This window comes from Blautia aquisgranensis, from assembly GCF_040096615.1.
GTDB lineage: Bacteria > Bacillota > Clostridia > Lachnospirales > Lachnospiraceae > Blautia_A > Blautia_A aquisgranensis.
In genome coordinates this window covers 19117-46010 of record NZ_JBBMEJ010000008.1, presented here as the reverse complement: position 1 = coordinate 46010, position 26894 = coordinate 19117, and the positions used below count along the sequence as shown (strand labels likewise).

Below are 26894 nucleotides of genomic sequence, written 5' to 3'. Positions count from 1 at the left end.
GACAGATGAAAATGAAAATCAGGGAAATACTTCCGGAGATGATAGTCGGCCTTGTTCTGGTTGGATTGTCGGCATATCTTCTGAAAGGAGATGTATGGACTTTCTGGACCTGGTGGCTGCTGGCACTTTTTATGGGAATGGTAGCCATGCCTGTGACGGGAAGGCTTTTTGAAGGTTTTGAGGATAAAGGATGGCTGTTTTCCAAGGTATTTGCTATTGCTGTGACCGGATTTCTCACATGGTTTCTGGTGGCTGTGGAGCTTCTTCCGTTTACGACAGCTGTCTGCATAGGAGTTTCGGTTGTGTGTGGGATCATCTGTGCAGTGCTGTTTCATGTACAGCTGAAAAAAGGCATCGAATGCTATCCAGCCGGAAAAATGCAGCTGATCATAAGGGAAGAACTGCTGTTTTTTGGAATCTTTCTTCTGTGGACGTATCTGGCAGGTTTTCGTCCGCAGGCATATGGAACCGAGAAATTTATGGACTACGGCTTTATGGAAGCCATGATGCGAAGTAAAACCCTTCCGGCACGTGATCTGTGGTATTCGCAGGGAACGATCAATTATTATTACGGTGGTCAGTATTTTGCAGTATTTCTTACGAAACTGACCGGAAGCAGGGTGGAAGTGACCTATAATCTGATGCGTACCTTTGTGGCGGCTTTTGCATTTGTGTTTCCGTTTTCGCTGGTTCGCCAGATGGCGAAAGACCGGTTATACGGACGCATGAGCGGAAAGAAGAAATATCTTCCATCTCTGTCTGGCGTGACAGCTGGAATTGCTGTTTCCATTGCGGGAAATGTCCACTATATCGTATACCGCTGCGTTATTCCTCTGATTCATAAAATACAGGGAGTAGAGGAGACAGAGAGCTACTGGTTCCCGGATGCCACACGTTACATCGGCTATAATCCGGTCAATGACAGCGACAAGACGATTCATGAGTTCCCATGCTATTCCTTTGTGCTGGGTGATCTTCATGCACATGTGGTAAATGTCATGTTTGTGATCTTCCTGGTGGGACTTCTGTATGCATGGATGAAAATGATACGAAACAGAGGAACGGAACCGGAAAAACAGGATCTGAGGGATTTCTGGCTGAGACAGCTTCTTATGCCGCATATTCTGCTGGCAGCTGTGCTTCTGGGAATGTTCCAGTGGACGAATTACTGGGATTTTGTGATCTATTTTGTTGTGACAGGCGGAGTTGTACTGTTTGCGAATATCATCCGTTTTGAAGGAAAAGTGGTTCGTGTTCTGGCAGTGACGATCGTGCAGGCGGTTGAGATCATCGGAATTTCTTATCTGGTGATTCTTCCGTTTACACTGAAATTCGAGACTATGGTACAGGGTGTGGCACTGGCACAGCATCATACGCTGTGGTATCAGCTTCTGATTTTGTGGGGGCTTCCTGTGATCCTTACGGTGCTTCTGATCGCATCCATTCTTATGGAGAAACTGAAAGGCATGAAAAAGAAAAGCCTGTACAGGCTGATGGAGGCAATTTCTGTACCGGATCTGTTTGCAGTGATCATGGGGCTTTGTGCGATCGGTCTTATTGTGATACCGGAGCTTGTGTATGTAAGAGATATTTACGAAAACGGAAATGCCAGGGCAAATACCATGTTCAAGCTCACATATCAGGCGTATATTCTTTTTGGAATGACCATGGGATATGGTATCTACAGGCTGATTGTGGTTTCCAGACAGAAGATATTTAAAATTCTTTCAGGAGTGGGACTTTTTGTGCTGATCTGGACAGTGGGATATTTCGGAAATGCGGTTCATGCCTGGTTTGGAGAAGTCTGGAATCCATCTCAGTATAAGGGACTGGATGCGACCACATTTCTGGAGACTGATTTTCCGCAGGATGCAGCTGCGATCCGCTGGCTGAAAGAGAATATTGAGGGCTCACCTGTAGTTCTTGAAGCCAATGGAGACAGTTATACCGGATATGAGAGAGTGTCCGCGTCAACAGGACTTCCTACCGTGCTTGGCTGGTATGTACATGAATGGCTCTGGAGAAATGATGTGCCGGATCTGAATGAAAAAAGTGCAGATATAGAAACGATCTATACATCTGCAGATGAAGAAACGGTAAAAGAGCTTATTAAGAGATATGACATTTCTTATATATTTGTAGGTGGACAGGAGCAGGAGAAGTACGGTACAAATCTGAATGACAGTTTGCTTCAGAGTCTTGGAAGCATTGTTTTTGAAGATGAGATGTCCGGAACGTATATTGTGAAGGTGGCGCAGGATTGACAAGCTTTCCATAGTGACGTTATAATAAAACTATTACAGCGGAGGGAGGATTACAGGATGAACAGGATTGACAGGCTTTACATGGAAATGATTCATTTTTATCAGGATGATCCGAAGCATATTCAGCATTTTGTAAAGGTTCACAGCTTTTCCAGGCTGATCGGTCAGGCGGAAGGTCTGGATGAGAAGCAGCTGTATACGCTGGAAGCGGCAGCACTTGTTCATGATATCGGGATCAAGATCGGTATGGAGAAATACGGAAGATCAGATGGTAAGACTCAGGAGCAGGAAGGCCCGGAAGCGGCACGTGAGATGCTGACCCGACTGGGCTTTCAGGAGAATGTGATCCGAAGAGTGGAGTATCTGGTAGGACATCACCATACATATAAGAATATTGAAGGACTGGATTATCAGATTCTTGTGGAGGCTGATTTCCTGGTGAATTATTTCGAGGATGGACTTGATCAGGAGCATATAAAGACGAGTGCGGAGAAGATATTTAAGACAGAAACAGGTAAAAAAATTGTAAAAGAGATGTTTTTCCCGGAGGCTTTTCAGAAGTCAGAGACCTGGGCACAGGATGCACTGCAGGATCTGGAAGATTTCATTGAAGAGCAGGGAATTTATATCAGACAGTAATGAGGCGTAAGATGAAAGCAGAAATAGCAGTAATGACAGCGGAACATATTGATGAGGAGGCAATCCGAAGAGGAGGGGAGATCCTGAAGAACGGAGGGCTTGTGGCGTTCCCTACAGAGACAGTATATGGTCTTGGAGGCAATGCACTGGATCCGAAGGCATCTATGAAGATCTATGCGGCGAAGGGAAGACCGTCGGATAATCCGCTGATCATACATATTGCAGATATCCGTGATCTGGACAGGATCGTTACGGAGGTTCCGGAGAAGGCAAGGATCCTTGCGAATAAATACTGGCCGGGTCCGCTGACCATGATCCTTCCGAAGGCAGATATTGTACCGAAGGAAACGACAGGAGGACTTGACAGTGTTGCAGTACGTTTTCCAAGTGACAGGATCGCCCAGGAGCTGATCCTTGCAGCAGGAGGTTATGTGGCAGCACCAAGTGCCAATACATCAGGGAGACCGAGTCCGACTACAGCGCAGCATGTTGCAGAGGATCTGGGAGATGCCATTGACATGATCATTGATGGCGGCCAGGTGAATATTGGTCTGGAATCTACGATCGTAGACTTTACAGAAGATGTTCCAGTGGTCTTAAGACCAGGATATATTTCCCTGGAAATGCTTCAGGAAACATTGGGCGATGTACGGATGGATAAAGGACTGATCAAGCCGGACAGTAAAATACATCCCAAGGCACCCGGAATGAAATACCGCCATTATGCGCCGAAAGCGGATCTGGCGGTTGTTGAGGGCCCTACAGAGCTTGTGATTGCGGAGATTGAAAAAAGAGCGAAGGAAGCCAGGGAGAATGGAGAGACAGTCGGAATCATTGCAACGGATGAAACCAGGGACTGTTATTCAAATGGAATCATAAAGAGCATCGGAAGTCGTGACAGGGAGGAGACGATCGCGCATCATCTTTATGAGGTGTTGCGTGATTTTGACAGCTGTAATGTAAGTGCCATTTACTCAGAGGCATTTTTTACACCGAAAATGGGACAGGCGATCATGAACCGCTTATTGAAAGCGGCTGGTCATAAAATTATTCATGTATAGGAGGAAAAAGAAAATGATAGCACTGGGATGTGATCACGGTGGATATGAGCTGATGCAGGAGGTTAAGGCTCATCTTGAAAAGAGAGGTCTGGAATATAAGGATTTTGGATGTAACGGAACAGAATCCGTAGATTATCCGGTATACGGAAAAAAAGTTGCACAGGCTATCCAGAGTGGAGAATGTGAGAAGGGAATCCTGATCTGTGGAACAGGAATCGGAATTTCCATCACAGCAAATAAATTCAAGGGAATCCGTGCCGCACTTTGCACAGACTGCTTTACAGCAGAGGCGACAAGACTTCATAATAATGCGAATATTCTGGCAATGGGAGGTCGTGTGGTAGGACCTGGACTTGCACTGAAGATCGTAGATACTTTCCTGGATACACCATTTTCCAATGAGGAACGACATATCAGAAGAATCAATATGATCGAAGACTAAAGTAGAAAAGAGGCTGCTTTATGGATAAAAAAGGGCAGAAACGACAGGGATATCTTTCCTGGGATGAGTATTTCATGGGAGTGGCCATGCTCTCCGGCATGCGTTCCAAGGATCCCCATTCTCAGGTGGGAGCCTGTATCGTAAGCGAAGATAACAAGATATTGTCCATGGGATATAATGGATTTCCCAAGGGATGCTCTGATGATGAATTTCCCTGGGGAAGAGAGGGAGATCCGCTGGATACCAAATATCTTTATGTGACACACAGTGAGCTTAACGCCATTCTTAATTACAGAGGCGGAAGCCTGGAAGGAGCCAAGCTCTATGTATCACTGTTTCCATGTAATGAATGTGCGAAGGCTATTATTCAGGCAGGGATCAAGACGATCGTTTACGACTGTGACAAGTATGCAGATACTCCGTCTGTGATCGCGTCCAAGAAAATGCTGGATGCAGCAGGGGTACGGTATTATAAGTATAATCGTACGGACAGAGAGATTACGATTAAGGTGTGAGAAGACCGGAACAATAAATAAGGTAAAAATACAGAAACAGCAGCTGGGTTATGAATTCAGCTGCTGTTTCTGTATTTATCATGAGTGTATTATGCCAGCGGTTTTTTCAGAGGAAATTTCAGGCAGACCTTGAAAAGATCGCCGTCAAGGTAAAGATCAAAGCTTCCACCCTGAAGTTGTGTCAGGCTTTTGGCGATAGAAAGCCCCAGCCCGCTGCCTTCGGTATTTCGGGCAACATCGCCTCGGATAAAGCGTTCTGTCAGTTCTTCAGCCGGTATGTTCAAGGGCTGTGCAGAGATGTTTTTCAGCGTGAAGTTTACCGTACTGTCATCGACAAGTACTTCCGCATAGACTCTGGTGTTTTCCATGGCATATTTCAGGATATTTCCAAAAAGATTCTCAAGTACCCGCCACATTCGTCTTCCGTCTGCATAGATAATCGCTGGAGTGTCCGGAAAATGGGTCATCAGCATCAGATGGTGTTCGGAAAGGCGTTCTTCAAATTCGCCCATTACCTGATAAAGCATTTCCACAAGATTCAGATCTGCCATTTCAAGAGAAAGATTTCCGGTGCTGGCCTTGGAGGCTTCTACAACATCCTCTGTGAGACTTTTCAGCCGGTGTGCCTTGGAATCCAGAATCTCAAGGTAATTGATCACCTCGGGATCTGTGAAATTTTTTCGTTTCAGAAGATCTACGTAATTGATGATTGAGGTCAGTGGTGTTTTCAGATCATGAGAGACGTTGGTGATCAGCTCAGTCTTCATGCGCTCATCCTTGAGACTTTTTTCTACGGCAGCATCCAGGCCGTCGCCGATGCGGTTGATATATTCAGCGATCTCCTTCTGATCGCCCTGAAGCTTTTCTTCCGGAATCTTGTAGGAAAGCTCGCCATCTGTGATCCGCTTCAGACCGTCAAGAAGAATCTCACGCCCCAGTGCCATCCGGTAGAACCAGAGAAAAGCACCCAGATCAAGAATAAAAAGAAGCAGTATCAGAAGAACGCTGCTGGTTTCCGAGGACATAGCACTGAAAAAGAACTGCAGGAACAGAAAGAGACCAAGCGCAAGCATCATGCGGATACGGCTGATTGTGTTTCTGGAAAAGAACAGAAGCAGATGTTCAGCTTTTTTCAGGAGAATACCGGGAAGCTTCAGGCATCTGCGAAGCAGACTGTTTTTCCATAGAGTGTGAGCTTTGATCCTGCGGATCAGGCTTAAATAACCAATCCAGAACAGAGCTGTGATAAGGAAAATAGTTACACCGATAATGACTGCTTCGCCAATGTCATTGTAGGTGGAATATCCGAGATTCAGTCCAATGGTCAGAACACCAAGGGCCGGAATGCAGACAAGTGCTGCAGCTGCTTCCGTATAGAGCCGGTCAAAAGCATTCAGGTGCAGTTCGTCATCAGAATCTTTTCTGCCTGCATGGACTGTGAGCCATACCAGGACAAAGATCAGCAGCAGGAAGCTTATCGCAAAGCTTACGGCAGCAGGGATGAAGAGTGTTCTGTAGCGGTTAAAGTTGTCCCTGGCCGTCTGAATGGAATCACTGAAGGGAAGGCTGGTATCATCGATCCAGATCAGAAAGCTGCAGTTCTCATCATAGGTGGAGGAACGTAGCAGACTGATCCATTCGCTGTTTTTTATACCCTGGGAAGACTTCAGGCTGGTTTTACAAGCCTGATTGTCTGTGTTGGTTCCGTCTGTGTCATTGATCTGAATCTGCACATAAGGATTTTTGTCAGTGTAGCCAGGAATCTTTGTAAGATCGGATAAATATGTGGCATCCGTATTCGTGTAAAGCGTTTTGGGGGCATTGTTCGCATAGGCGTAGCGGATGTTGGAGCTGTCCTTGCTATACTGGTCTAGAACGTCAGAACGAGATTGCCAGTGAGGAATCAATGACAGGGCATCTTGCAGCTCATTAAAGGCATCAGAAAGAGATCCCTTGAAATTTCGTGTCCGTGATGAAGTAGAATTCATATAGTCAAGAAGACTGTCATAGCCATCCGGTGCACAGGGAATCTTCCAGATCGGAACATCAAGGTTGTCTGAGACATCCGTATAAACAACGTTGCCATTCTGGTCTGTGATGCTCTTCAAGGGTTCCTGGGAACGGATTCCGTCTGCAGCATACTGCGCTTTCAGGCTGTTCAGAATCCGCTGCTCCCAGTCACTCTGGGAAATGTCTTCCGCTTTCAGCATGTCGGAAACCGGATTGAGTTTCAGACTTCCATCCTCTATAGCTTTTACAAAATCAGAATAGTACATATATTTTGTGTCATTTTCCGGAGTGGTCAGATTCAGTACGATCCAGTCATCATCGGAGACGATGTCCTGCTTGCTGAAATCCTGGAGATCTTTGATGGAATAAGCAAGCCCGGTAGTGTTTTTAAAGGAAAGAGATGTTTCGTTGTAAAGCTCGCCAAGATCAATATAAGTGTTTTCGTCAGCACGATCCAGAATTTCTCTGGCAGAAATGCCCTGTAAGATATCAGAAGCGGTGGAGTAAAAATCGCTGGAAAAAGTATGGGACTGAAAATAATCCTTTGTTTTCAGATCGTCGATAAAATCCATACGAATTCCGGCGGTGATCATAAGAACTGCTGAGAAAAACAGGCTCAGCGGCAGGATAAGACCGAGGATAAGGGCAATAGTTTTTGAAAAAGTATTTTTTGCCTGTGCAGGTTTGTTTGTATTCATAGGTTCCCCTTTCTGAAGTCAAAGACTTCATGAACCGGTTAAGGTGAAGGCTTACCGGTTGAGTTTTTCGATTTTATAGCCAAGTCCCCAGACAACTTTGAGATAACGGGGTTCTCTGGGATTGATCTCGATCTTTTCGCGTATATGGCGTACATGGACGGCCACGGTATTGTCAGCAGCCAGTGCATCTTCATTCCAGATACTTTCGTAGATCTGTGTGGTAGAAAAAACATGCCCCGGATTTTTTATGAGAAGAAGGAGAATGTTGTATTCGATGGGTGTCATGCGGACCGGTTCTCCGTCTACCAGAACTTCTTTTTTATCATCATCGACAGTAAGACCGCCGATGGTGTAGACATGTTCAGATGTAACCGGAGCTGCCGCGCCAAGCTGTGTATAACGGCGGAGCTGGGATTTTACCCGGGCGATCAGCTCCAGTGGATTAAACGGTTTGGTGATGTAATCATCGGCACCGATGTTGAGCCCGAGAATCTTGTCTGTGTCCTCGGATTTTGCAGACAGGATGATGATTGGCAGAGGATTGCTCTCGCGGATCTTTACGGTTGCACGGATTCCGTCGAGACGGGGCATCATCACATCGATGATGAGAAGATCTACGTTTTGGGTATTCAGAATATCCAGAGCCTCCTGCCCGTCATAGGCTTTCAGAATGTGATAGCCTTCCTGTGTAAGATAGATTTCGATTGCTTCCACGATGGCTTTGTCGTCATCGCAAACAAGTATATCAGCCACTTTTTTGTACCTCCCTGATGGTAATAGAATAGCAGGATGAAATTAAGACGAAAGGGGGAAAAGTCTTAAGATTTCATGAAATTCCGATAATTTTATTGTACTATATACAGCAGAGAGTGTAAACTGTGCGTTACCGGTGCAAGTGAGCAGGAACCAGTCTGATGATTGTTATGAAGCATATAATGCAGGGTGTCTTGTGAACGATATATATAATATGATAAAATAAAAACAGAAAAAAGAGTTCAGTCTGGGGGCAGTGATGCCAGACAGAATAAGAAATAACAGGAGATGGAACGTGAACGACGGAATGAGTGATACAGAAATTACAAAAAAATTACTGTCAGCCTGCAGTTTGTGTCCGAGAAACTGCGGCATCGACCGCAGCACTGGAAAAAAAGGCTTTTGCGGTATGGAGGAAAGGATTTATATTGCGCGAGCAGCCCTTCATATGTGGGAGGAACCCTGCATTTCCGGAAAAAAAGGCTCGGGTGCGGTATTCTTTTCCGGTTGTGGACTGCGCTGCTGTTTTTGCCAGAATCATGATATAGCGATTGGAAGCAGAGGACTTCCGGTGAGTGTGGAACGGCTCAGTGAGATATTTCTGGAACTTCAGGAAAAAGGTGCAGCTAATATCAATCTGGTAACAGGAGCGCATTATGTACCACAGATCATCCGGGCTCTTGAACTTTCCAGGGAAAAAGGCATGGTTCTGCCGGTAGTCTACAATTCCAGCGGATATGAAAAAGTGGAAACTTTGAAACTTCTGGAAGGATACGTGGATGTATATCTTCCGGATATGAAATATATGGAAGCAGAGCTGGCACAAAAGTTTTCTCATGCTGAGGATTATCCGGAGACTGCCGGAAAAGCGATAGAAGAAATGGTACGCCAGACAGGAAAATGTGAATTTGATGAAGAGGGATATATCCGAAAGGGAACGATAGTCCGACATCTGATCCTTCCGGGGCATACCAGAAATTCGCTGAAAGTGCTGAAATATCTTCATGAAACCTACGGAAATGATATTTACATCAGCATTATGAATCAGTATACACCTGTCCGGATACTCGAGAAATATAAAGAATTAAACCGGAAGGTGATAAAAAGAGAATATGAAAAGGTTCTGGATGCTGCTGTGGAAATGGGAATTCAGAATGGATTTATCCAGGAAGGGGAAACTGCTTCGGAGAGTTTCATTCCGGAGTTCGATTATGAAGGTGTGGAAAAAAATACTCCATAAATGGAAGGAGGCCGGTACTTTCGTACCGGCGCGTATGAAAAAGAAAAATATTTATAGAAAGCTCATCGCCTTCTATGGCTAATAATATACAGCATAAATGTGAAAAAAATGTGAATAACATTTGAAGAAAATGTGAAAGAGTGTGAATTATGACGCGAATATAGCAGAAAATGACGCAAAAAGAAAAAACAGAAGAAACAGATGTTACAATCTGTTTCTTCTGTTTTTGTATGGATTGTATATTTCCAATATCCGCCTGATCCGGAATTTGAAGTAATATTAGAATTTTTTCCATGTTTCCCGAAGGAAAAGAATCAGGATCGGGAAAAGCTCCAGTCGTCCTGCCAGCATGTCAAAAGAAAGAATAAGCTTGGACAGCGGAGAGAAAATCCCGAAATTTCCGGTAGGACCGATCAGCGAAAGACCAGGACCTACGTTATTCAGTGTGGTTGCCACTGCGGTAAAGTTTGTTACAAGGTCAAATTCATCAAAGCTGATGATAAAGATTGATACAGCCATGATCATAAGATACACGATCATGTAAATATTGGTGGCACGCATAACCTCGTGAGAAACTGCCTTGCCGTCCATTTTGATCTTTTTGACTGCGTTGGGATGCAGATAAAGATGCAGTTCTTTTCGGACAGATTTTGCAAGAAGCAGAAGACGGGAAATCTTGATTCCACCGCCTGTACTTCCGGCGCAGGCTCCACAGAAAGTAAGCAGTATCAGAATCGTCCGCGACACAGCAGGCCACTGGTTGTAATCTGTGGTAGCATATCCTGTTGTTGTGATGATAGAACCCACCTGGAAAAAGCTCTGTTGAAGTGCTTCCCATACATTGTTGAACAGATGACGCACATTGAAGGTGATCATCAGCGCGGAAGCAATGATAACAATAAAATAACAGCGGACTTCTTCGGACTTCAGTGCCTGTGAAAACTTTTTTGTAAGGAGCAGAAAGTAGACATTAAAGTTGACACCGAACAGGATCATAAATACTGTGATCACAATCTGTATATATAAGCTGTAGCTTCCCATACTGTCTGCCTTGATGCCAAAGCCGCCGGTTCCTGCAGTACCAAAGGCTGCACAGAGACTGTCATAAAGAGGCATGCCGCCAAGAAGCAGAAGTATGATCAGAACAACAGTCAGGGCAATGTAAATCTTATAGAGAATTTTTGCAGTCGCCTGAACTTTCGGCAGCAACTTACCTACAGAAGGACCTGGACTCTCTGCTTTCATAAGGTTCATGTGATAACCGCCTGCCAGCGGCAACAGTGTCAGGATAAATACCAGAACTCCCATACCACCGATCCAGTGGGAAAAACACCTCCAGATATTAATACAGTAAGGCATTTGTGAGGGATCGGAGAGAATACTGGAACCGGTGGTGGTAAATCCGGAAACAATCTCAAAAAAAGCATCAATAGGGTTGGGTATAGCTTTGCTGAGCACAAAAGGCACAGCACCTACAATACTGAGGACGATCCAGCTGAGTGCTGTTGTTACAAGACCCTCACGTGCATAAAAAGCTTTTCTTGTGGGTTTGCGGCTGACCAGCGGAACGCCGACAGCCAGACATGCCAGTATTGTGATCAGAAAAGCGATGCCGGCTTTTTCACGGTAGATCAGAGCTGTGATTCCGGGAAGCAGCATACATACAGCTTCTACGTTCATGATCCATCCCAGTATATAAACAATAATCGAATAATTCATTTTTCGGTACCTCTTCTACGCAAGAATATCTGTGATGTCACGGAGGCCTTTGTGTGTAGTAACAATGATAACAGTGTCACCGACCTGAATGGTATCCTGACCACGGGGGATGCGGATACGACCGTTACGATTAAGGCAGCCGACCAGAAGATTTTTGCGGAGATTCAGGTCTGTAAGAGGAATATCTGTCACCTGGGATTCTTCGCGAATGGCGAATTCCAGGGCTTCTGCGTTGCCGTCCAGTATATGATAAAGAGTCTCCACATTGCTTCCGATGCTGTTTTGTGTGGCACGAACATACTGCAGGATATAATCAGCAGTGATGTTCTTGGGATAAATAATGCTTCCGATATCAAGCGTATCAATGACATCATCGAATTCCAGACGGTTGACCTTGGCAACCAGTTTGGCATCGGAGATGCTTTTGGCAAAAAGGGCAAGGAAAACATTCTCCTCATCCAGATTGGTAAGGGTGACAAAGGATTCGGATTCTGTAAGCCCTTCTTCAAGAAGAAGAGAACGGTTCGTTCCGTCACCGTTGATAATAGTTGCTTCAGGAAGCAGCTCGCTTAAATGCTCACAGCGTTCTTTGTTCTGCTCGATGATTTTGACACCGATCTTCATATCAAGAAGTGCAAGGGTAAGATAATAGGAAATGGTTCCACCACCTACGATGATGCAGTTCTTGACCTGATTGGTCTTAAGGCCGATCTTGCGGAAAAAGCTTGCTGCATTCAGCGGGGAAGCCAGGATGGAAACCATATCACCGTTGTGGATGATGTGATCACCGCCGGGAATGGATACATTGTCAGGACTCTCGATAGCGCAGACAAGGATATCGCTGCGGAAAGTGTCAGAGACCTGGGATACGCTCATTCCGTCCAGTTTAAATTCCGGAAGAACTTTGAATTTAAGAAGTTCTACACGGCCACGTGCAAAGGTGTCGATCTTGATTGCTGATGGAAAACGGAGAAGCCTTGAGATTTCCTGTGCAGCGGCAAGCTCCGGGTTAATGATCATGGTAACGCCAAGACGTTCTTTGATGAAGCCGATTTCTTTTCCATAAATTGGGTTTCGGACACGGGCGATAGTCTGACAGTGGTTGGCCTTCTGTGCGATCAGGCAGCAGAGAAGGTTCAGTTCGTCAGATGCAGTTACTGCGATCAGGATATCCGCAGTGTCAACGCCTGCCTCCATTAAAGTATTGATGCTGGCACCATTACCGACGATACCCATAGCGTCGATATTTTCACAGAGGTCGTTGATCTTGTCGGCAACAGTGTCGACGAGAGTGATATCAATATCCTCTGCCTGAAGCTGCTCTGCAAGGTTTCTGCCAACTTTGCCACAGCCTACAATAATTACCTGCATAATTTCCTCCTTCAATAGCCGGTCATGGCTACAATCATAAGTAAAAGTGCCTATCAATGCAAAAATAGGCAAGGATATTATAGCACTGTAAACAGAATTTTTAAACAGTAATATTTTCAGGTATTTATAGAAAAAAGTGATGGAATGATAACGATTTATAACAGAAAGTATGAAACTGGAGTTTTTCACAACTTAAAAAACTAATCATAAAATATAGCGTGATCATAAATGAAAGGATTTCAACTATGGATCGATTTCAGATGAATCGTTCAGGAGGCCGTCCATATAATTATACCTGTGGCATGAATGGTGTGGCACGCAGCTGTCAGAAATCCGACAGCAAAGCGAGCACAAATAAGGAAATGTATTCCCATCTTAAACATCTGATCCCCGCCATGGCGTATGTGCCATATCAGGAATTTGAACCAACTTTTGAACTGCGTAAAGCATTACAGCTGGGTACGATCTTTCCAACGCTTTGTAAGCCGTTCTGTGGTAGGAGAGGAGGGTGTCGATGATGGCAGAAAACAAAATCTCAAAAAAAGAACTTCTGCAGTCTATTGATCAGGTAAGCTTTGCAATCGACGATCTGCTGCTTTTTCTGGACACTCATCCATGTGAAAAAAGAGCATTGGATTATTATGGTGAGCTTTCATTAAGGAGAAATGAGCTGCTTGAAAAATACGCCGGGCTTTATGGTCCACTGACAATAGACACAGGTAATGACAGCTGTCTGAATTCCTGGCAATGGATGGAACAGCCATTTCCGTGGGAACAGGAAGGAGGATGTAGATAAGTTATGTGGAATTATGAAAAAAGGCTTCAGTATCCTGTAAATATCAAAACTCCGAATGCAAAGCTGGCACAGTTTATCATGAGCCAGTATGGTGGCCCGGATGGCGAGATCGGAGCATCCATGCGTTATCTTTCGCAGAGATTTACTATGCCAAACCGTATGGCTACAGCTGTTCTGAATGATATTGGAACAGAAGAGCTGGCGCATCTTGAGATGGTATCGACCATTGTGCATCAGCTGACCCGCAATCTTTCTATGGAGGAAATTGAAAATAGTGGTTTGGGACCATATTATATCGACCATACAGTAGGGGTATGGCCGCAGGCAGCAGGAGGAGTGCCTTTTAATGCCTGTGAATTCCAGAGCAAAGGGGATCCGATCACAGATCTGTTTGAAAATCTTGCAGCAGAACAGAAAGCACGATCTACTTATGACAATATTCTCCGTGTGGTAAAAAATATTCCGGAGGTCGCAGATCCGATACGATTCCTGAGAGCAAGGGAAATCGTACATTTCCAGCGATTTGGTGAGGCGCTTCGTTCAGTTCAGGAGCAGCTGGATGCCAAAAACTTTTATGCCTTTAATCCGAGTTTTGATGCTCCGTGTAAGGCGTCCTGTGAGAATTCCTGAATCACTGCTTCTATATAAAATAAGAAAGCAAAAAAACTGTACAGTCCCGTGTGATTTATCACACGGGACTGTACAGTTTTTATTGCTTTATATTATAAGAATTTTGTTTGCCGACCGTGCTCAGGCTTCTTTTTTATTATCCTTATGAAGGTTCTTCTGTGCAGTGGAAAGCATCAGCTTGATTCGGTTCAGCTGGTTTACTTCGCTTGCACCCGGGTCGTAGTCAATGGCAACGATGTTTGCTTCCGGATGCTCACGGCGAACTTCCTTGATAACACCTTTACCTACGATATGGTTCGGCAGACATCCAAAAGGCTGGATGCAGACGATGTTCGGAACACCACCGTGGATCAGCTCCATCATCTCGCCGGTAAGGAACCATCCCTCACCAGTCTGGTTTCCTGCGGAAACGATCGGTTCCGCCATCTTTGCAAGCTCGCGGATATCAGCAGCCGGAGTGAAGTGGCGGCTCTGCTCAAGGGCTTCATTGGCGGTTTTTCTAAGCCAGTCGATAGCCTTCAGTCCCAGATTGGCAATAGTTGCCTTGGATTTCTTGAAGCCAAGCTTTTCAACCTTGAAGTTCTGGTTGAAGAAGCAGTAGCAGATGAAATCAATAAGATCCGGAACAACCGGTTCGGCACCTTCTGCTTCCAGAAGATCAGCTAGGTGATTGTTTGCAGCAGGCAGGAACTTGACAAGGATTTCACCGACGATACCGACGCGAGGTTTTTTCTCATCGGAGATCGGGATGGTATCGAAATCATGAACCATTTCACGACACATTTTTTTGAAGGTGCCATGGCTGACGCTGCTTCCTTGTACGAAAGCAATGGCACGCTGCTCCCAGATCTTGTGCTTGCGGTTTACGATACCTTCTTCCAGCTCATACGGACGCATGCGGTATACACATTTCATGAGGATATCACCGAAAACAGCTCCATATACGACTCTCTTGATCAGCGGAAGAGTCAGCTTGAATCCAGGGTTGCTCTCCAGACCACTTAAGTTGATGGAGATAACCGGAACCTGTTCCATACCGGCTTTTTTGAGAGCACGGCGGATAAAAGCAATGTAGTTGGAAGCACGGCACCCGCCACCAGTCTGTGACATGACAACAGCAGTCTTGTTGAGATCATATTTGCCGGAAAGAAGTGCATCCATGATCTGACCGACTACCATCAGGGATGGATAACAGGCATCGTTATTTACATATTTAAGACCGACATCAACGGCATGCTTGTTATCATTCGGAAGAACCTCAAGGTTGTAGCCGGATGCCTGGAAAGCTGCCTCCAGGATTCCGAAGTGGAACGGAGACATCTGCGGGCAGAGGATGGTGTAGTTCTTACGCATCTGTTTGGTAAAGGATACCTTCTGGATGGAAGATGGCCTGATGGTTCTCTTTTTATTCTGCGCCTGTTTTGCGCGGATCGCTGCGATCAAGGAACGGATACGGATCCTTGCTGCACCAAGGTTGTTGACCTCATCGATCTTTAAGCAGGTGTAGATCTTATCGCTTCCGTCTAGGATCTCATAAACCTCATCTGTAGTAACCGCATCCAGTCCGCAGCCAAAAGAGTTCAGCTGGATCAGATCCAGATCATCTCTTGTTTTTACAAAGTTTGCAGCAGAGTAGAGACGGGAATGGTACATCCACTGGTCATTAACACGGATCGGACGCTCTATATGGCCAAGGTGAGCAACAGAATCTTCGGTAAATACAGCGATTCCGTAGCTGTTGATCATATCTGGGATTCCATGGTGGATCTCAGGATCAATATGGTATGGACGGCCGGCGAGAACGATTCCGCGGCGGCCGGTTTCTTTGAGGTACTGTAAAGTCTCCTCACCTTTTTTCTGAACATCACGGTGTACAGCGGCAAGCTCTTCCCATGCTTTGTGTGCAGCTGCTTTTACTTCGGCAGAAGGAATATCCGGGAATTCTTCCACAAGGCGGCTGGTCAGGATATCCTCGGAAGTGAACGCCAGGAACGGATTGCGGAAAGTGATGGACGGATCACTGAGCTCATCCACATTGTTCTTGATATTCTCTGCGTAGGAAGTAACGATCGGGCAGTTGTAGTGGTTGACTGCATCCGGAAACTCGTTACGCTCATATGGGATACACGGATAGAAGATAAACTTCACACCGTTGCGGATCAGCCAGGTCACATGACCGTGGGCAAGCTTTGCCGGATAACACTCGGATTCGCTTGGAATGGATTCGATACCCAGCTCGTAGATCTTACGTGTGGAGGTCGGAGAAAGTACAACCTGGTATTTCAGCTCTGTGAAGAAGGTATACCAGAATGGATAATTCTCGAACATGTTCAGAACACGCGGGATACCAACCTGTCCACGGGTCGCCTTGTCTGCGGAAAGAGGTTCATAGGAAAAAATCCTCTTATATTTATAGTCGAAAAGATTCGGGATATGATCTTTGTTCTTCTCTTTTCCGAGACCGCGCTCGCAGCGGTTTCCGCTGATGTATTTACGGCCGCCGGAGAATTTGTTGATGGTCAGACGGCAGTTGTTGGTACATCCGCGGCAGTTGGCCATGGAAGTTGTGTACTGCAGACTGTTAATCTGATCAATGGAAAGCATGGAGGTTTTTTCCCCTTCCTGATAGCGTTCCCTTGCGATCAGCGCTGCACCGAAGGCACCCATGATTCCTGCGATATCCGGACGGATAGCGTGACAGTTGGCAATTTTCTCAAAGCTCCGGAGAACCGCATCGTTGTAGAAAGTACCACCCTGTACAACGATATGCTTGCCAAGTTCGGAGGCATCGGAAACCTTGATAACCTTGTAAAGGGCATTCTTGATAACAGAGTATGCAAGACCTGCGGAGATATCAGAAACCTCAGCACCCTCTTTCTGTGCCTGTTTAACCTTCGAGTTCATAAATACAGTACAACGTGTTCCGAGATCGATCGGATGCTGTGCAAAAAGAGCTGCTTTTGCGAAATCCTGTACTGTGTAATTCAGGGATTTTGCAAAGGTCTCGATAAAGGAACCACAGCCGGAGGAACATGCTTCGTTCAGCTGTACACTGTCAACGGTCTGGTTACGGATCTTGATACATTTCATATCCTGTCCGCCGATATCGAGGATACAGTCTACCTCCGGGTCAAAGAAAGCAGCAGCATAATAATGGGAAACTGTCTCAACCTCGCCTTCGTCAAGAAGGAGAGCGGCCTTGATCAGTGCCTCGCCATATCCGGTAGAGCAGGAAAAAGCGATCTCTGCGTCATCCGGAAGAAGCTCATAGATCTCCTGGATGGAACCGATGGTAGTTTTCAGCGGATTTCCGTTGTTGTTGCTGTAGAAAGAATAAAGCAGAGTTCCGTCTTCACCGACCAGTGCGGTCTTGGTTGTTGTGGAACCGGCATCGATTCCGAGAAAGCATTTTCCCTTGTATGTAGAAAGGTCGCCGGTTTTTACCTTGTAGGCACTCTGGCGGTCATGGAAAGCCTGGTAATCTTCTTCCGTAGCGAAAAGCGGCTCCATACGCTCAACCTCAAAGTCAAGCTTGATGGTGGTACGCATACGGTCCTTAAGCTCAGTAAGGGAGACGGTTATATCCTGTTTCGCATTCAGTGCGGAACCGATAGCAGCAAACAGATGAGAATTATCCGGTGCGATGATATGCTCGTCATCCAGCTTCAGTGTACGGATAAAGGCTTCCTTAAGCTCGGAAAGGAAGTGAAGCGGACCTCCCAGGAAAGCAACGTGACCACGGATCGGTTTACCGCAGGCAAGACCGGAGATGGTCTGGTTGACAACGGCCTGGAAAATGGAAGCGGAAAGGTCTTCCTTGGTGGCACCATCGTTGATCAGTGGCTGGATATCTGTTTTTGCAAAAACACCGCAGCGGGCCGCAATCGGATAAAGTGCCTTGTAATGCTTGGCATATTCATTTAAGCCAGGTGCATCGGTCTGGAGAAGAGAAGCCATCTGGTCAATGAAAGAACCGGTACCGCCGGCGCAGATACCGTTCATACGCTGCTCCACATTTCCGTTCTCAAAATAGATGATCTTCGCATCCTCGCCACCAAGCTCGATAGCCACATCGGTCTTAGGAGCAAGCTTCTGAAGGGAAGTGGAAACTGCAATAACCTCCTGGACAAAAGGAACCTCCAGATGGTTGGCAAGCGTCAGACCACCGGAACCGGTGATGACCGGGCACAGTGTGAGCTCGCCAAGCTGATCCTCGGCCTTCTGAAGAAGATCTGCAAGCGTTTCCTGGATATTTGCAAAATGTCTCTCGTAATCAGAGAAAACGAGTGTATCATTCTCATCTAAGATCGCAATTTTGACAGTGGTGGAACCAATGTCAATTCCAAGTGTGTGTTTCTTCATAAAAAATTGATTTCCTCCTTGCTGTATATATACAGGGGTTGCCCGATACTGACTTCCTTGTCAGACGGGAGTTATTTCTTCTTATTAAAAGGCTTTTTAAGCGAATACTCTATATTATACGATAACGTTCGAAAAATGGCAATGTAAAAGTTCAACAATCAGTAGCAGGAAAGAAGAAAATGTGTTATGATATTTTTTACCAATGAAATTTTTGGAATTGCTATAGAAGGGAAATGAAATGGCAGAATATAAACTGATAACAACAGAAGGAAGAGCGAAAAGAGGAGAATTCAAGACGGTTCACGGAACGATCCAGACTCCTGTTTTCATGAATGTAGGAACAATTGCAGCAATTAAGGGCGCGGTTTCCACTGTGGATCTTCATGAGATCGGTACACAGGTAGAGCTGTCCAATACCTATCATCTTCATGTGCGCCCTGGCGACAAGGTGGTAAAGCAGCTGGGAGGTCTTCATGAATTTATGAACTGGGACAGACCGATCCTTACCGATTCCGGCGGATTCCAGGTGTTTTCGCTGGCGAAGCTTCGTAAGATCAAGGAAGAGGGCGTGTATTTTAACTCTCATATCGATGGTCATAAGATTTTTATGGGACCGGAGCAGAGCATGCAGATCCAGTCAAATCTGGCCTCTACCATTGCAATGGCCTTTGATGAGTGCCCAAGCAGTGTGGCAGACAGGGATTATGTACAGAAATCGGTAGCGCGTACAACACGCTGGCTTAAGAGATGTAAGGATGAGATGGCCCGTCTTAACAGCCTGCCGGATACTATTAATAAGGATCAGCTTCTCTTTGGTATCAATCAGGGTGCTGTTTATGAAGATATCCGTATTGAGCATGCACAGGCAATCTCCGAGATGGATCTGGACGGCTATGCAGTGGGTGGCCTTGCAGTGGGTGAGAGCCATGAAGAGATGTACCGCATCCTGGATGAGGTGGTACCGCATCTGCCTCAGAATAAGCCTACTTATCTGATGGGAGTGGGAACGCCGGCGAACATTCTGGAGAGTGTTGAGCGAGGCGTGGATTTCTTTGACTGTGTATATCCAAGCCGTAACGGCCGTCATGGTCATGTATACACCAATCATGGCAAGATGAATCTTTTTAATGCCAAGTATGAACTGGATTCCAAACCGATCGATGAGGAGTGCCAGTGTCCGACCTGCCGGCATTACAGCAGAGCGTATATCCGTCATCTTCTGAAAGCAAAGGAAATGCTGGGAATGAGACTTTGCGTACTTCATAATCTCTATTTCTATAATCATATGATGGAAGAAATCCGCGACGCACTGGATGCAGGTAATTTTGCCGCATATAAGAAAATGCGTCTGGAAGGTTTTGAGGAAGGAAAGATCAACGGAAACCGTTAGAAAATATAAGAAAACCCTTGAAGAATCGTGGATTTTTGTGTATGATAGTACGAAGTGACACTTTTTAGGTCAGAAACGGCGGGAAACCGCATATTAATTGAACTTAAGCAGGAGGAATTGGAATGATCGCATCATCTACAGCAGCGGCTGGCGGACTCAGCGCAGGTCTTGGTATCGTATGGATCGTAGTTCTTTTCGGAATTATGTACTTCATGATGATCCGTCCGCAGAAGAAAGAGCAGAAGAGAACACAGACTATGTTAAACAGCATGGAGGTTGGTGACAGCGTTGTTACTACCAGCGGTTTTTATGGTGTTGTTATTGATATGACAGAGGAAGATGTTATCGTTGAGTTCGGTAACAACAAAAACTGCCGTATCCCAATGAGAAAACAGGCAATTGCCGAGGTTGAGAAGGCAGATCAGGCATCTGCTTAATGCACCTGGAATATGAGAGTGAAGAGAGGCACTGCGTTTGATGCGCGGTGTCTTTTTTTGGCTGCTGAGGACGGGAAATTTTATTTTTGACGATATATGCCGAAATAACAGGATATGTGAAATATTGCATGGAAAAGAGTGGATTTTTTGAAAAAATCATGCGATAATGATATTACTATCAGAAATGAGAGTGCGTATCTTTTTATAATATAATAAAATAATAAACAGAAACAAGAATTCAGAAAGGGGTCGGTTTTATGGGGCTTATAAGAGCAGCGGCAGGTGCAGCAGGAAGTACAATGGCAGATCAGTGGAAAGAATTTTTTTACTGTGAGGCAATGGATAAAGAAGTGATGGTAGTAAAAGGAACGAAGCGTACATCATCCAGATCTTCCAATAAGAGAGGCAGTGACAATATCATTACCAGCGGAAGCGGGATCGCAGTAGCAGACGGTCAGTGCATGATGATCGTAGAGCAGGGGAAAGTTGTGGATATCTGCGCAGATCCGGGAGAGTATACTTACGACGCATCCACAGAACCAAGTATTTTTGCAGGAAGCCTTGGGGAAGGTATCCGCAGTACCTTCCAGACCATCGGCAAGCGTTTTGCATACGGTGGAGATACAGGTAAGGATCAGAGGGTTTATTATTTTAATACCAAGGAGCTAGTAGATAATAAATTTGGAACTCCGACACCGATCCCGTTCCGTGTTGTGGATTCCAGGATCGGACTGGATATTGATGTGTCTGTGCGTTGTCATGGCGTATATTCCTACAGGATTGCAGATCCTCTTCTTTTTTATACTAATGTGTGCGGAAATGTAGAGCAGGAGTACACAAGAGAGGAACTTGACAGCCAGCTGAAAACAGAGTTTGTAAGTGCACTGCAGCCGGCTTTTGGACGGCTTTCCGAGCTGGAACTCCGTCCCAATCAGATCGTAACCCATAATACAGAGCTTGAGAATGCAATGAATGAGGTTCTTTCTGCCAAATGGGAGCAGCTTCGCGGTCTGAAGGTTGTAAGCGTTGCACTTGGGTCTGTCACACTTCCGGATGAGGATGCAGAGATGATCAAACAGGCACAGCGCACTGCAATGATGCGTGATCCTTCCATGGCAGCAGCCACACTGACCGGTGCGCAGGCAGATGCCATGAAAGCAGCAGCGTCTAATTCAGCAGGTGCCATGACTGGCTTTATGGGAATGGGAATGGCATCCAATGCAGGCGGACTGAATGCGCAGCAGCTTTTTGAGATGGGACAGAACCAGCAGGCACAGGCGGCAGCACAGAACACACAGCCTCAGCCGAAGCTTCAGCCGGTATCAGGAGGAGATTCCTGGACATGCAGCTGCGGTGCGGTTTCCACAGGCAAGTTCTGTCCGGAATGTGGCGCACCAAGACCTGCAGATGAGAGCTGGACCTGTTCCTGCGGTACTGTGAACAAAGGTAAATTCTGTATGAACTGCGGAGCCAGGAAACCGGAGAAGAAGATGAGATATCGTTGCAGCAAGTGCGGATGGGAACCGGCTGACCCGGAGAATCCGCCGAAATTCTGCCCGGAGTGCGGAGATCCTTTTGGAACGGAGGATGCTGTGTAAGCAGGAGGTGGAAATATGGCGAAAATGCAGGAATTTAAGTGTCCGTACTGTGGCGGTTCCATAGAATTTGACAGTTCCGTACAGAAGATGAAGTGCCCATATTGTGACACGGAATTTGATGTTAAGACATTGTCAGAATATGCGCAGTCTGTGGAAGAGGAAGAGCCGGAGGATATGAGCTGGTCGGATGAGGCCGGTGATGAATGGCAGGAAGGGGAAAGCGAAGGTTTACGTACTTATGTGTGCAAATCATGTGGCGGTGAGATTGTGGGTGATGTCAACACTGCAGCTACTGCCTGCCCGTTCTGTGGAAGTCCTGTAGTTATGACGGGAAATCTTTCCGGAGTACTGAAGCCGGACTATGTGATCCCATTTAAGTTAGATAAAAAGGCAGCCAAAGAGAAGCTGAAGCAGCATTTTACAGGCAAACGGCTTCTGCCAAAAGCTTTTAAGACGGAGAACCATATCAGTGAGGTAAAGGGAATTTATGTTCCGTTCTGGCTTTATGATACAGATGCCAATGCAGATATCCGCTATAAGGGAACAAAGACCCGATTTTGGAGCGATAAGGACTATGATTATACAGAAACCAGCTATTATTCCATACACAGAAAAGGTTCGATCGGTTTCGACCATGTGCCTGTGGATGGTTCCAAAAGCATGGAGAATGATCTGATGGAATCCATAGAGCCTTTTGATTTCAGGGAGGCGGTAGATTTTCAGACAGCTTATCTGGCCGGATATTTTGCAGATAAGTACGATGTAACGGCAGAAGAGTGTATAGAACGTGCCAATGAGCGTATCCGTCACAGTACAGAGGAGGCATTCCGGGATACTGTAAAAGGTTATTCAAGCGTGATTCCTGAGAATACCAGTATCCGGCTGAAGAACGGAACTACGAAATATGCCCTGTATCCTGTATGGGTTCTTCAGACCAGGTGGAAGGGCGAGAACTACATATTTGCCATGAACGGGCAGACAGGTAAATTCGTCGGTAATCTGCCTACTGACAAGAGTGCTTTTGCCAGATGGTTTGCAGGAACTACGGGAATTGTGACTGTGATCGCATATATCATCCTGTATCTGATCTGGGCATTATAAGGAGGTGCGTGTTATGAAAAAAAGAATATCCATATTTCTCACAGCGATCCTTTTATGTCTGGCATGCGCCTTTCCTGTATGGGCAGGGACAGAAAACCGTCTGGCAGATCAGGCCGGGCTTTTAAGTGCAGATGAGCAGGATACTTTAAGTGCTTCGCTGGATGATATCAGTGAACGGGGAGAAGTAGACGTTGTGATCGTCACCACAGATAGCCTCGGGGGAAAAACAGCTCAGGAATATGCGGACGATTATTTTACTGACCATGGTTATGGCCAGGGGGAGAATCGTGACGGAATTCTGTTTCTGGTAGATATGGGGGATCGCAACTGGGCCATTGCGACCCACGGATATGCTATTGATGCCTTTACGGATGCAGGACAGTCCTATATAATGGATCAGGTGAAGCCGTATTTAAGTGACGGGGATTACAGTGAAGCGTTTCAGACTTTTGCCCTGCAGTGTGACGATTTTATCATGCAGGCAGAATCGGGAGAACCATATGATGTAGATAATCTGCCAAAGGAACCTTTTGATGTAGGTGCGAATCTTCTGATCGCAATAGGAGTCGGCATTGTGGCTGGTCTTCTTGTAACCGGAAATATGAGAAGAAAGCTGAAAACTGTACAGAAGCAGGATCAGGCAGCTTCCTATGTGAGAAAAGGCAGCATGGAAGTAACAAAGAGCAACGATTTTTATCTCTACAGGACAGTATCAAGAACTGCCAAACCGAAAGAAGAGGAGCACAGCGGCGGTTCCACCACTCATACTTCTTCATCAGGAGATACCTTCGGGGGTTCCAGCGGAAAGTTCTGAGAAGTTTTGACAGGCATAAATCGAAGACAAACAGAAGAAAAACAGCCAGGGCTGCCATACCGAAAAAAAGGTATGGCGGCCCTTTTTTGAGGGGATGACAAAACTTTATCTATTTAATAGGTTGAAATCCGTCGAAAAGTGCGTTATGATAATAACAATTATCCACGCCAGTGCAGTAAAACTTTACAGCACAGGGGAAAATCGGAGGAGTGAATAAAAATGGAGTACAAAATTGCCCTGATTCCGGGAGATGGAATCGGCCCGGAAATTGTAGCCGAGGCCAGAAAAGTTTTAGACAAAGTATGCGAGAAATACAGTCATAAATTTTCATACACAGAGGTTCTTTTAGGAGGTGCATCCATTGATGCTCACGGAGTACCTCTTACAGAGGAAGCCATTGCCCAGGCAAAAGCTTCTGATGCAGTACTGATGGGTTCCATCGGTGGTGATGCCAAAACATCCCCATGGTATAAGCTGGAGCCATCCAAACGTCCGGAGGCAGGACTTCTTGCGATACGTAAAGCCCTGAACCTTTTTGCAAATCTTCGTCCTGCATATCTTTACAATGAGCTTCGCGATGCATGCCCGCTTCGTGATGAGATCATTGGAGATGGTTTTGACATGATCATCGTAAGAGAGCTTACAGGAGGACTTTATTTCGGAGCCAGAAAGACTACGGAAGAGAACGGAGTCCGCACAGCAGTGGATACTCTTTCTTATAATGAGAATGAAATCCGCCGTATTGCCATCAAGGCTTTTGAGATCGCACGTAAGAGAAGAAATAAAGTAACAAGCGTAGATAAGGCAAACGTTCTTGATTCCTCCAGACTCTGGAGAAGCGTTGTGGAAGATGTTGCAAAAGATTATCCAGATGTAACACTGGAGCATATGCTTGTAGATAACTGTGCAATGCAGCTGGTACGTGACCCGAAACAGTTCGATGTTATCCTTACAGAGAACATGTTTGGAGATATCCTCTCTGATGAGGCAAGCATGGTGACAGGATCTATCGGAATGCTTTCTTCCGCAAGCTTAAATGAGACAAAACTTGGTCTTTATGAGCCAAGCCACGGTTCCGCGCCGGATATCGCAGGCCAGAACAAGGCAAATCCGATCGCAACTATCCTTTCTGCAGCTATGATGCTGAGATATTCTCTGGATCTTGACAAAGAAGCAGATGCAGTAGAAGCAGCAGTACAGAAGGTCCTGACAGACGGATACAGAACAGGCGATATCATGTCAGACGGATGCAAACCTGTCGGAACAAAAGAGATGGGAGACCTGATTGCAGACGCTATCGCATAAATAAACCGGAACAGATAAGAGATACAGAAACATATCGTAAAGAATAAAAAAAGGAGAATCCTGATAAATGAGAAGTGATACCGTAAAAAAAGGCACACAGCAGGCACCACACCGTTCCCTGTTCAATGCTCTTGGAATGACAAAAGAAGAAATGGATAAACCACTGGTAGGAATCGTAAGTTCCTATAACGAGATCGTACCGGGGCATATGAACCTTGACAAGATTGTAAATGCCGTAAAGCTTGGCGTGGCAATGGCAGGCGGTACACCGGTAGTATTCCCGGCGATCGCTGTATGTGACGGAATCGCAATGGGACACGTTGGAATGAAATATTCTCTTGTAACACGTGATCTGATCGCGGATTCCACAGAGGCTATGGCAATGGCACATCAGTTTGATGCACTTGTCATGGTCCCGAACTGTGATAAAAACGTACCCGGACTTCTGATGGCAGCAGCAAGAATCAATGTTCCGACTGTATTCGTAAGCGGCGGCCCGATGCTTGCAGGTCATGTAAAAGGTCATAAGACAAGTCTTTCCAGTATGTTCGAGGCTGTAGGCTCCTATGCAGCAGGAACCATCAGCGCAGAAGATCTGACAGAGTTTGAGAATAAGACATGCCCGACCTGTGGATCATGTTCCGGTATGTACACTGCAAACAGCATGAACTGCCTGACAGAGGTTCTCGGTATGGGCCTGAAAGGAAACGGTACCATCCCGGCCGTATATTCTGAACGTATCCGTCTTGCAAAGCATGCAGGAATGCAGGTAATGGAAATGTACAGAAGGAACATCCGCCCAAGAGATATCATGACAAAAGAGGCAATCTTAAATGCCCTTACTGTAGATATGGCACTTGGATGCTCCACAAACAGTATGCTTCATCTTCCTGCTATCGCGCATGAGATCGGAATGGACTTTGATATCAGCTTCGCAAATGAGATCAGTGAGAAGACTCCGAACCTTTGCCACCTTGCACCGGCAGGCCCGACTTATATGGAGGACCTGAACGAGGCCGGCGGTGTTTATGCGGTTATGAATGAGCTGAACAAGCTTGGACTTCTTCATACAGAGTGCATGACAGTAACAGGAAAAACAGTGGGAGAGAACATCAAGAACTGTGTAAACTTAAATCCTGAGGTTATCCGCCCGATCGACAATCCGTATACAAAGACCGGTGGACTTGCCGTACTGAAAGGTAATCTTGCACCGGACGGCGGCGTTGTAAAACGTTCCGCAGTTGTACCGGAGATGTTGGTACATGAAGGCCCTGCAAGAGTATTTGACAGCGAGGATGATGCGATCGTAGCGATTAAGAGCGGAAAGATCGTAGAGGGTGATGTTGTTGTCATCCGTTATGAAGGACCGAAAGGCGGTCCTGGAATGAGAGAGATGCTGAACCCGACTTCCGCGATCGTGGGAATGGGACTTGGTTCTTCTGTAGCGCTGATCACAGACGGACGTTTCAGCGGTGCATCCAGAGGAGCAGCTATTGGACATGTATCACCGGAGGCAGCAGTAGGCGGTCCGATCGCCCTTGTAGAGGAAGGTGATATCATCAGCATCAATATTCCGGAACTGAAGCTTGAGATCAAGGTTTCCGATGAGGAGATGCAGGCAAGAAGAGAGAAATGGCAGCCAAGAGAGCCGAAGGTAACAACCGGATATCTGGCAAGATATGCTTCCATGGTAACATCCGGAAACCGTGGTGCGATCCTGGAAGTACCGAAAGCAAAATAAGGAGGAAC

At 45.9% G+C, this 26894-nt stretch carries 21 protein-coding genes; 16 read left to right on the top strand and 5 right to left on the bottom strand.

The genetic code is table 11. The features are described from left to right. The first annotated feature begins 5 nt into the window (after positions 1 to 5). From WMO28_RS07975 to WMO28_RS07955, 5 genes are read left to right on the top strand one after another with little or no spacing between them, the layout of a single operon-like run. Entirely contained in the window at positions 6 to 2264 is a 2259-nt protein-coding gene (locus WMO28_RS07975; RefSeq protein ID WP_178645420.1) for a DUF2298 domain-containing protein, read from the top strand. A gap of 57 nt (positions 2265 to 2321) precedes the next feature. Then, positions 2322 to 2903, top strand: a complete 582-nt coding sequence (locus WMO28_RS07970) for an HD domain-containing protein (RefSeq protein WP_178645421.1) — start codon at positions 2322 to 2324, stop codon at positions 2901 to 2903. A gap of 11 nt (positions 2904 to 2914) precedes the next feature. Continuing rightward, a complete protein-coding gene (locus tag WMO28_RS07965; protein ID WP_349056620.1) occupies positions 2915 to 3964 on the top strand; it encodes an L-threonylcarbamoyladenylate synthase in 1050 nt (349 codons plus the stop codon). A gap of 13 nt (positions 3965 to 3977) precedes the next feature. After that, positions 3978 to 4406, top strand: coding sequence for a ribose 5-phosphate isomerase B (rpiB, locus tag WMO28_RS07960; RefSeq protein WP_178645423.1), 429 nt, complete (start codon positions 3978 to 3980; stop codon positions 4404 to 4406). 20 nt (positions 4407 to 4426) lie between these two features. Beyond that, positions 4427 to 4921, top strand: coding sequence for a deaminase (locus WMO28_RS07955; protein ID WP_178645424.1), 495 nt, complete (start codon positions 4427 to 4429; stop codon positions 4919 to 4921). Positions 4922 to 5010: 89 nt separating this feature from the next. Here WMO28_RS07955 and WMO28_RS07950 read toward each other — a convergent pair whose 3' ends face one another. After that, complete coding sequence (locus tag WMO28_RS07950) at positions 5011 to 7629, bottom strand: histidine kinase dimerization/phospho-acceptor domain-containing protein (protein ID WP_178645425.1); 2619 nt, start codon at positions 7627 to 7629, stop codon at positions 5011 to 5013. Positions 7630 to 7680: 51 nt separating this feature from the next. Next, a complete protein-coding gene (locus WMO28_RS07945; protein WP_178645426.1) occupies positions 7681 to 8382 on the bottom strand; it encodes a response regulator in 702 nt (233 codons plus the stop codon). 307 nt (positions 8383 to 8689) lie between these two features. On the opposite strand from WMO28_RS07945, the gene WMO28_RS07940 reads away from it, so the two are divergent. Continuing rightward, positions 8690 to 9622 carry a radical SAM protein gene (locus tag WMO28_RS07940; protein ID WP_349056673.1) on the top strand — a complete coding sequence of 311 codons (933 nt, stop codon included), beginning with the start codon at positions 8690 to 8692 and terminating at the stop codon, positions 9620 to 9622. 279 nt (positions 9623 to 9901) lie between these two features. Here the strand turns inward: WMO28_RS07940 and WMO28_RS07935 are convergent, their stop codons facing one another. After that, complete coding sequence (locus WMO28_RS07935; RefSeq protein ID WP_178645427.1) at positions 9902 to 11341, bottom strand: potassium transporter TrkG; 1440 nt, start codon at positions 11339 to 11341, stop codon at positions 9902 to 9904. Between the two features lie 15 nt (positions 11342 to 11356). Next, positions 11357 to 12712, bottom strand: a complete 1356-nt coding sequence (gene trkA / locus WMO28_RS07930) for a Trk system potassium transporter TrkA (protein ID WP_349056619.1) — start codon at positions 12710 to 12712, stop codon at positions 11357 to 11359. 245 nt (positions 12713 to 12957) lie between these two features. Between trkA and WMO28_RS07925 the strand changes: the two genes are divergently transcribed. From WMO28_RS07925 to WMO28_RS07915, 3 genes are read left to right on the top strand one after another with little or no spacing between them, the layout of a single operon-like run. Then, positions 12958 to 13230, top strand: coding sequence for a spore coat associated protein CotJA (locus tag WMO28_RS07925; protein ID WP_178645429.1), 273 nt, complete (start codon positions 12958 to 12960; stop codon positions 13228 to 13230). After that, complete coding sequence (locus WMO28_RS07920; RefSeq protein WP_178645430.1) at positions 13230 to 13508, top strand: spore coat protein CotJB; 279 nt, start codon at positions 13230 to 13232, stop codon at positions 13506 to 13508. Before WMO28_RS07925 ends, WMO28_RS07920 begins: the two co-directional genes overlap by 1 nt. A gap of 3 nt (positions 13509 to 13511) precedes the next feature. Further along, positions 13512 to 14138: a manganese catalase family protein gene (locus tag WMO28_RS07915; RefSeq protein WP_349056618.1), complete on the top strand. Its 627-nt coding sequence runs from the start codon at positions 13512 to 13514 to the stop codon at positions 14136 to 14138. A 120-nt stretch (positions 14139 to 14258) separates the two neighbouring features. On the opposite strand, the gene WMO28_RS07910 is transcribed toward WMO28_RS07915, so the two are convergent. Further along, on the bottom strand, positions 14259 to 18500 hold the full coding sequence (locus WMO28_RS07910; protein ID WP_349056617.1) for an acyl-CoA dehydratase activase-related protein: 4242 nt from the start codon (positions 18498 to 18500) through the stop codon (positions 14259 to 14261). A gap of 238 nt (positions 18501 to 18738) precedes the next feature. On the opposite strand from WMO28_RS07910, the gene tgt reads away from it, so the two are divergent. The 7 genes from tgt (at position 18739) to ilvD (ending at position 26886) form a co-directional block, all read left to right on the top strand. After that, positions 18739 to 19890 carry a tRNA guanosine(34) transglycosylase Tgt gene (tgt, locus tag WMO28_RS07905; protein ID WP_349056616.1) on the top strand — a complete coding sequence of 384 codons (1152 nt, stop codon included), beginning with the start codon at positions 18739 to 18741 and terminating at the stop codon, positions 19888 to 19890. A gap of 122 nt (positions 19891 to 20012) precedes the next feature. Next, positions 20013 to 20327, top strand: a complete 315-nt coding sequence (gene yajC / locus WMO28_RS07900; RefSeq protein ID WP_015527154.1) for a preprotein translocase subunit YajC — start codon at positions 20013 to 20015, stop codon at positions 20325 to 20327. Positions 20328 to 20584: 257 nt separating this feature from the next. After that, positions 20585 to 21925, top strand: coding sequence for an SPFH domain-containing protein (locus tag WMO28_RS07895; protein WP_349056615.1), 1341 nt, complete (start codon positions 20585 to 20587; stop codon positions 21923 to 21925). A gap of 15 nt (positions 21926 to 21940) precedes the next feature. Then, complete coding sequence (locus WMO28_RS07890) at positions 21941 to 23026, top strand: TFIIB-type zinc ribbon-containing protein (protein ID WP_349056614.1); 1086 nt, start codon at positions 21941 to 21943, stop codon at positions 23024 to 23026. A 13-nt stretch (positions 23027 to 23039) separates the two neighbouring features. Continuing rightward, positions 23040 to 23840 carry a TPM domain-containing protein gene (locus tag WMO28_RS07885; protein ID WP_178645547.1) on the top strand — a complete coding sequence of 267 codons (801 nt, stop codon included), beginning with the start codon at positions 23040 to 23042 and terminating at the stop codon, positions 23838 to 23840. A gap of 219 nt (positions 23841 to 24059) precedes the next feature. After that, the gene (leuB, locus tag WMO28_RS07880; RefSeq protein WP_349056613.1) at positions 24060 to 25145 is read left to right on the top strand and encodes a 3-isopropylmalate dehydrogenase; all 1086 of its coding nucleotides are present in this window, start codon (positions 24060 to 24062) and stop codon (positions 25143 to 25145) included. A 67-nt stretch (positions 25146 to 25212) separates the two neighbouring features. Next, the gene (ilvD, locus tag WMO28_RS07875) at positions 25213 to 26886 is read left to right on the top strand and encodes a dihydroxy-acid dehydratase (protein WP_349056611.1); all 1674 of its coding nucleotides are present in this window, start codon (positions 25213 to 25215) and stop codon (positions 26884 to 26886) included. Positions 26887 to 26894 lie beyond the last annotated feature (8 nt).

Coding starts and splice junctions, on each gene's coding strand:
- WMO28_RS07975 (WP_178645420.1), top strand. CDS start 6: ATGAAAATGAAAATCAGGGAAATACTTCCGGAGATGATAGTCGGCCTT.
- WMO28_RS07970 (WP_178645421.1), top strand. CDS start 2,322: ATGAACAGGATTGACAGGCTTTACATGGAAATGATTCATTTTTATCAG.
- WMO28_RS07965 (WP_349056620.1), top strand. CDS start 2,915: ATGAAAGCAGAAATAGCAGTAATGACAGCGGAACATATTGATGAGGAG.
- rpiB (WP_178645423.1), top strand. CDS start 3,978: ATGATAGCACTGGGATGTGATCACGGTGGATATGAGCTGATGCAGGAG.
- WMO28_RS07955 (WP_178645424.1), top strand. CDS start 4,427: ATGGATAAAAAAGGGCAGAAACGACAGGGATATCTTTCCTGGGATGAG.
- WMO28_RS07950 (WP_178645425.1), bottom strand. CDS start 7,629: ATGAATACAAACAAACCTGCACAGGCAAAAAATACTTTTTCAAAAACT.
- WMO28_RS07940 (WP_349056673.1), top strand. CDS start 8,690: ATGAGTGATACAGAAATTACAAAAAAATTACTGTCAGCCTGCAGTTTG.
- WMO28_RS07935 (WP_178645427.1), bottom strand. CDS start 11,341: ATGAATTATTCGATTATTGTTTATATACTGGGATGGATCATGAACGTA.
- trkA (WP_349056619.1), bottom strand. CDS start 12,712: ATGCAGGTAATTATTGTAGGCTGTGGCAAAGTTGGCAGAAACCTTGCA.
- WMO28_RS07925 (WP_178645429.1), top strand. CDS start 12,958: ATGGATCGATTTCAGATGAATCGTTCAGGAGGCCGTCCATATAATTAT.
- WMO28_RS07920 (WP_178645430.1), top strand. CDS start 13,230: ATGGCAGAAAACAAAATCTCAAAAAAAGAACTTCTGCAGTCTATTGAT.
- WMO28_RS07915 (WP_349056618.1), top strand. CDS start 13,512: ATGTGGAATTATGAAAAAAGGCTTCAGTATCCTGTAAATATCAAAACT.
- WMO28_RS07910 (WP_349056617.1), bottom strand. CDS start 18,500: ATGAAGAAACACACACTTGGAATTGACATTGGTTCCACCACTGTCAAA.
- tgt (WP_349056616.1), top strand. CDS start 18,739: ATGGCAGAATATAAACTGATAACAACAGAAGGAAGAGCGAAAAGAGGA.
- yajC (WP_015527154.1), top strand. CDS start 20,013: ATGATCGCATCATCTACAGCAGCGGCTGGCGGACTCAGCGCAGGTCTT.
- WMO28_RS07895 (WP_349056615.1), top strand. CDS start 20,585: ATGGGGCTTATAAGAGCAGCGGCAGGTGCAGCAGGAAGTACAATGGCA.
- WMO28_RS07890 (WP_349056614.1), top strand. CDS start 21,941: ATGGCGAAAATGCAGGAATTTAAGTGTCCGTACTGTGGCGGTTCCATA.
- WMO28_RS07885 (WP_178645547.1), top strand. CDS start 23,040: ATGAAAAAAAGAATATCCATATTTCTCACAGCGATCCTTTTATGTCTG.
- leuB (WP_349056613.1), top strand. CDS start 24,060: ATGGAGTACAAAATTGCCCTGATTCCGGGAGATGGAATCGGCCCGGAA.
- ilvD (WP_349056611.1), top strand. CDS start 25,213: ATGAGAAGTGATACCGTAAAAAAAGGCACACAGCAGGCACCACACCGT.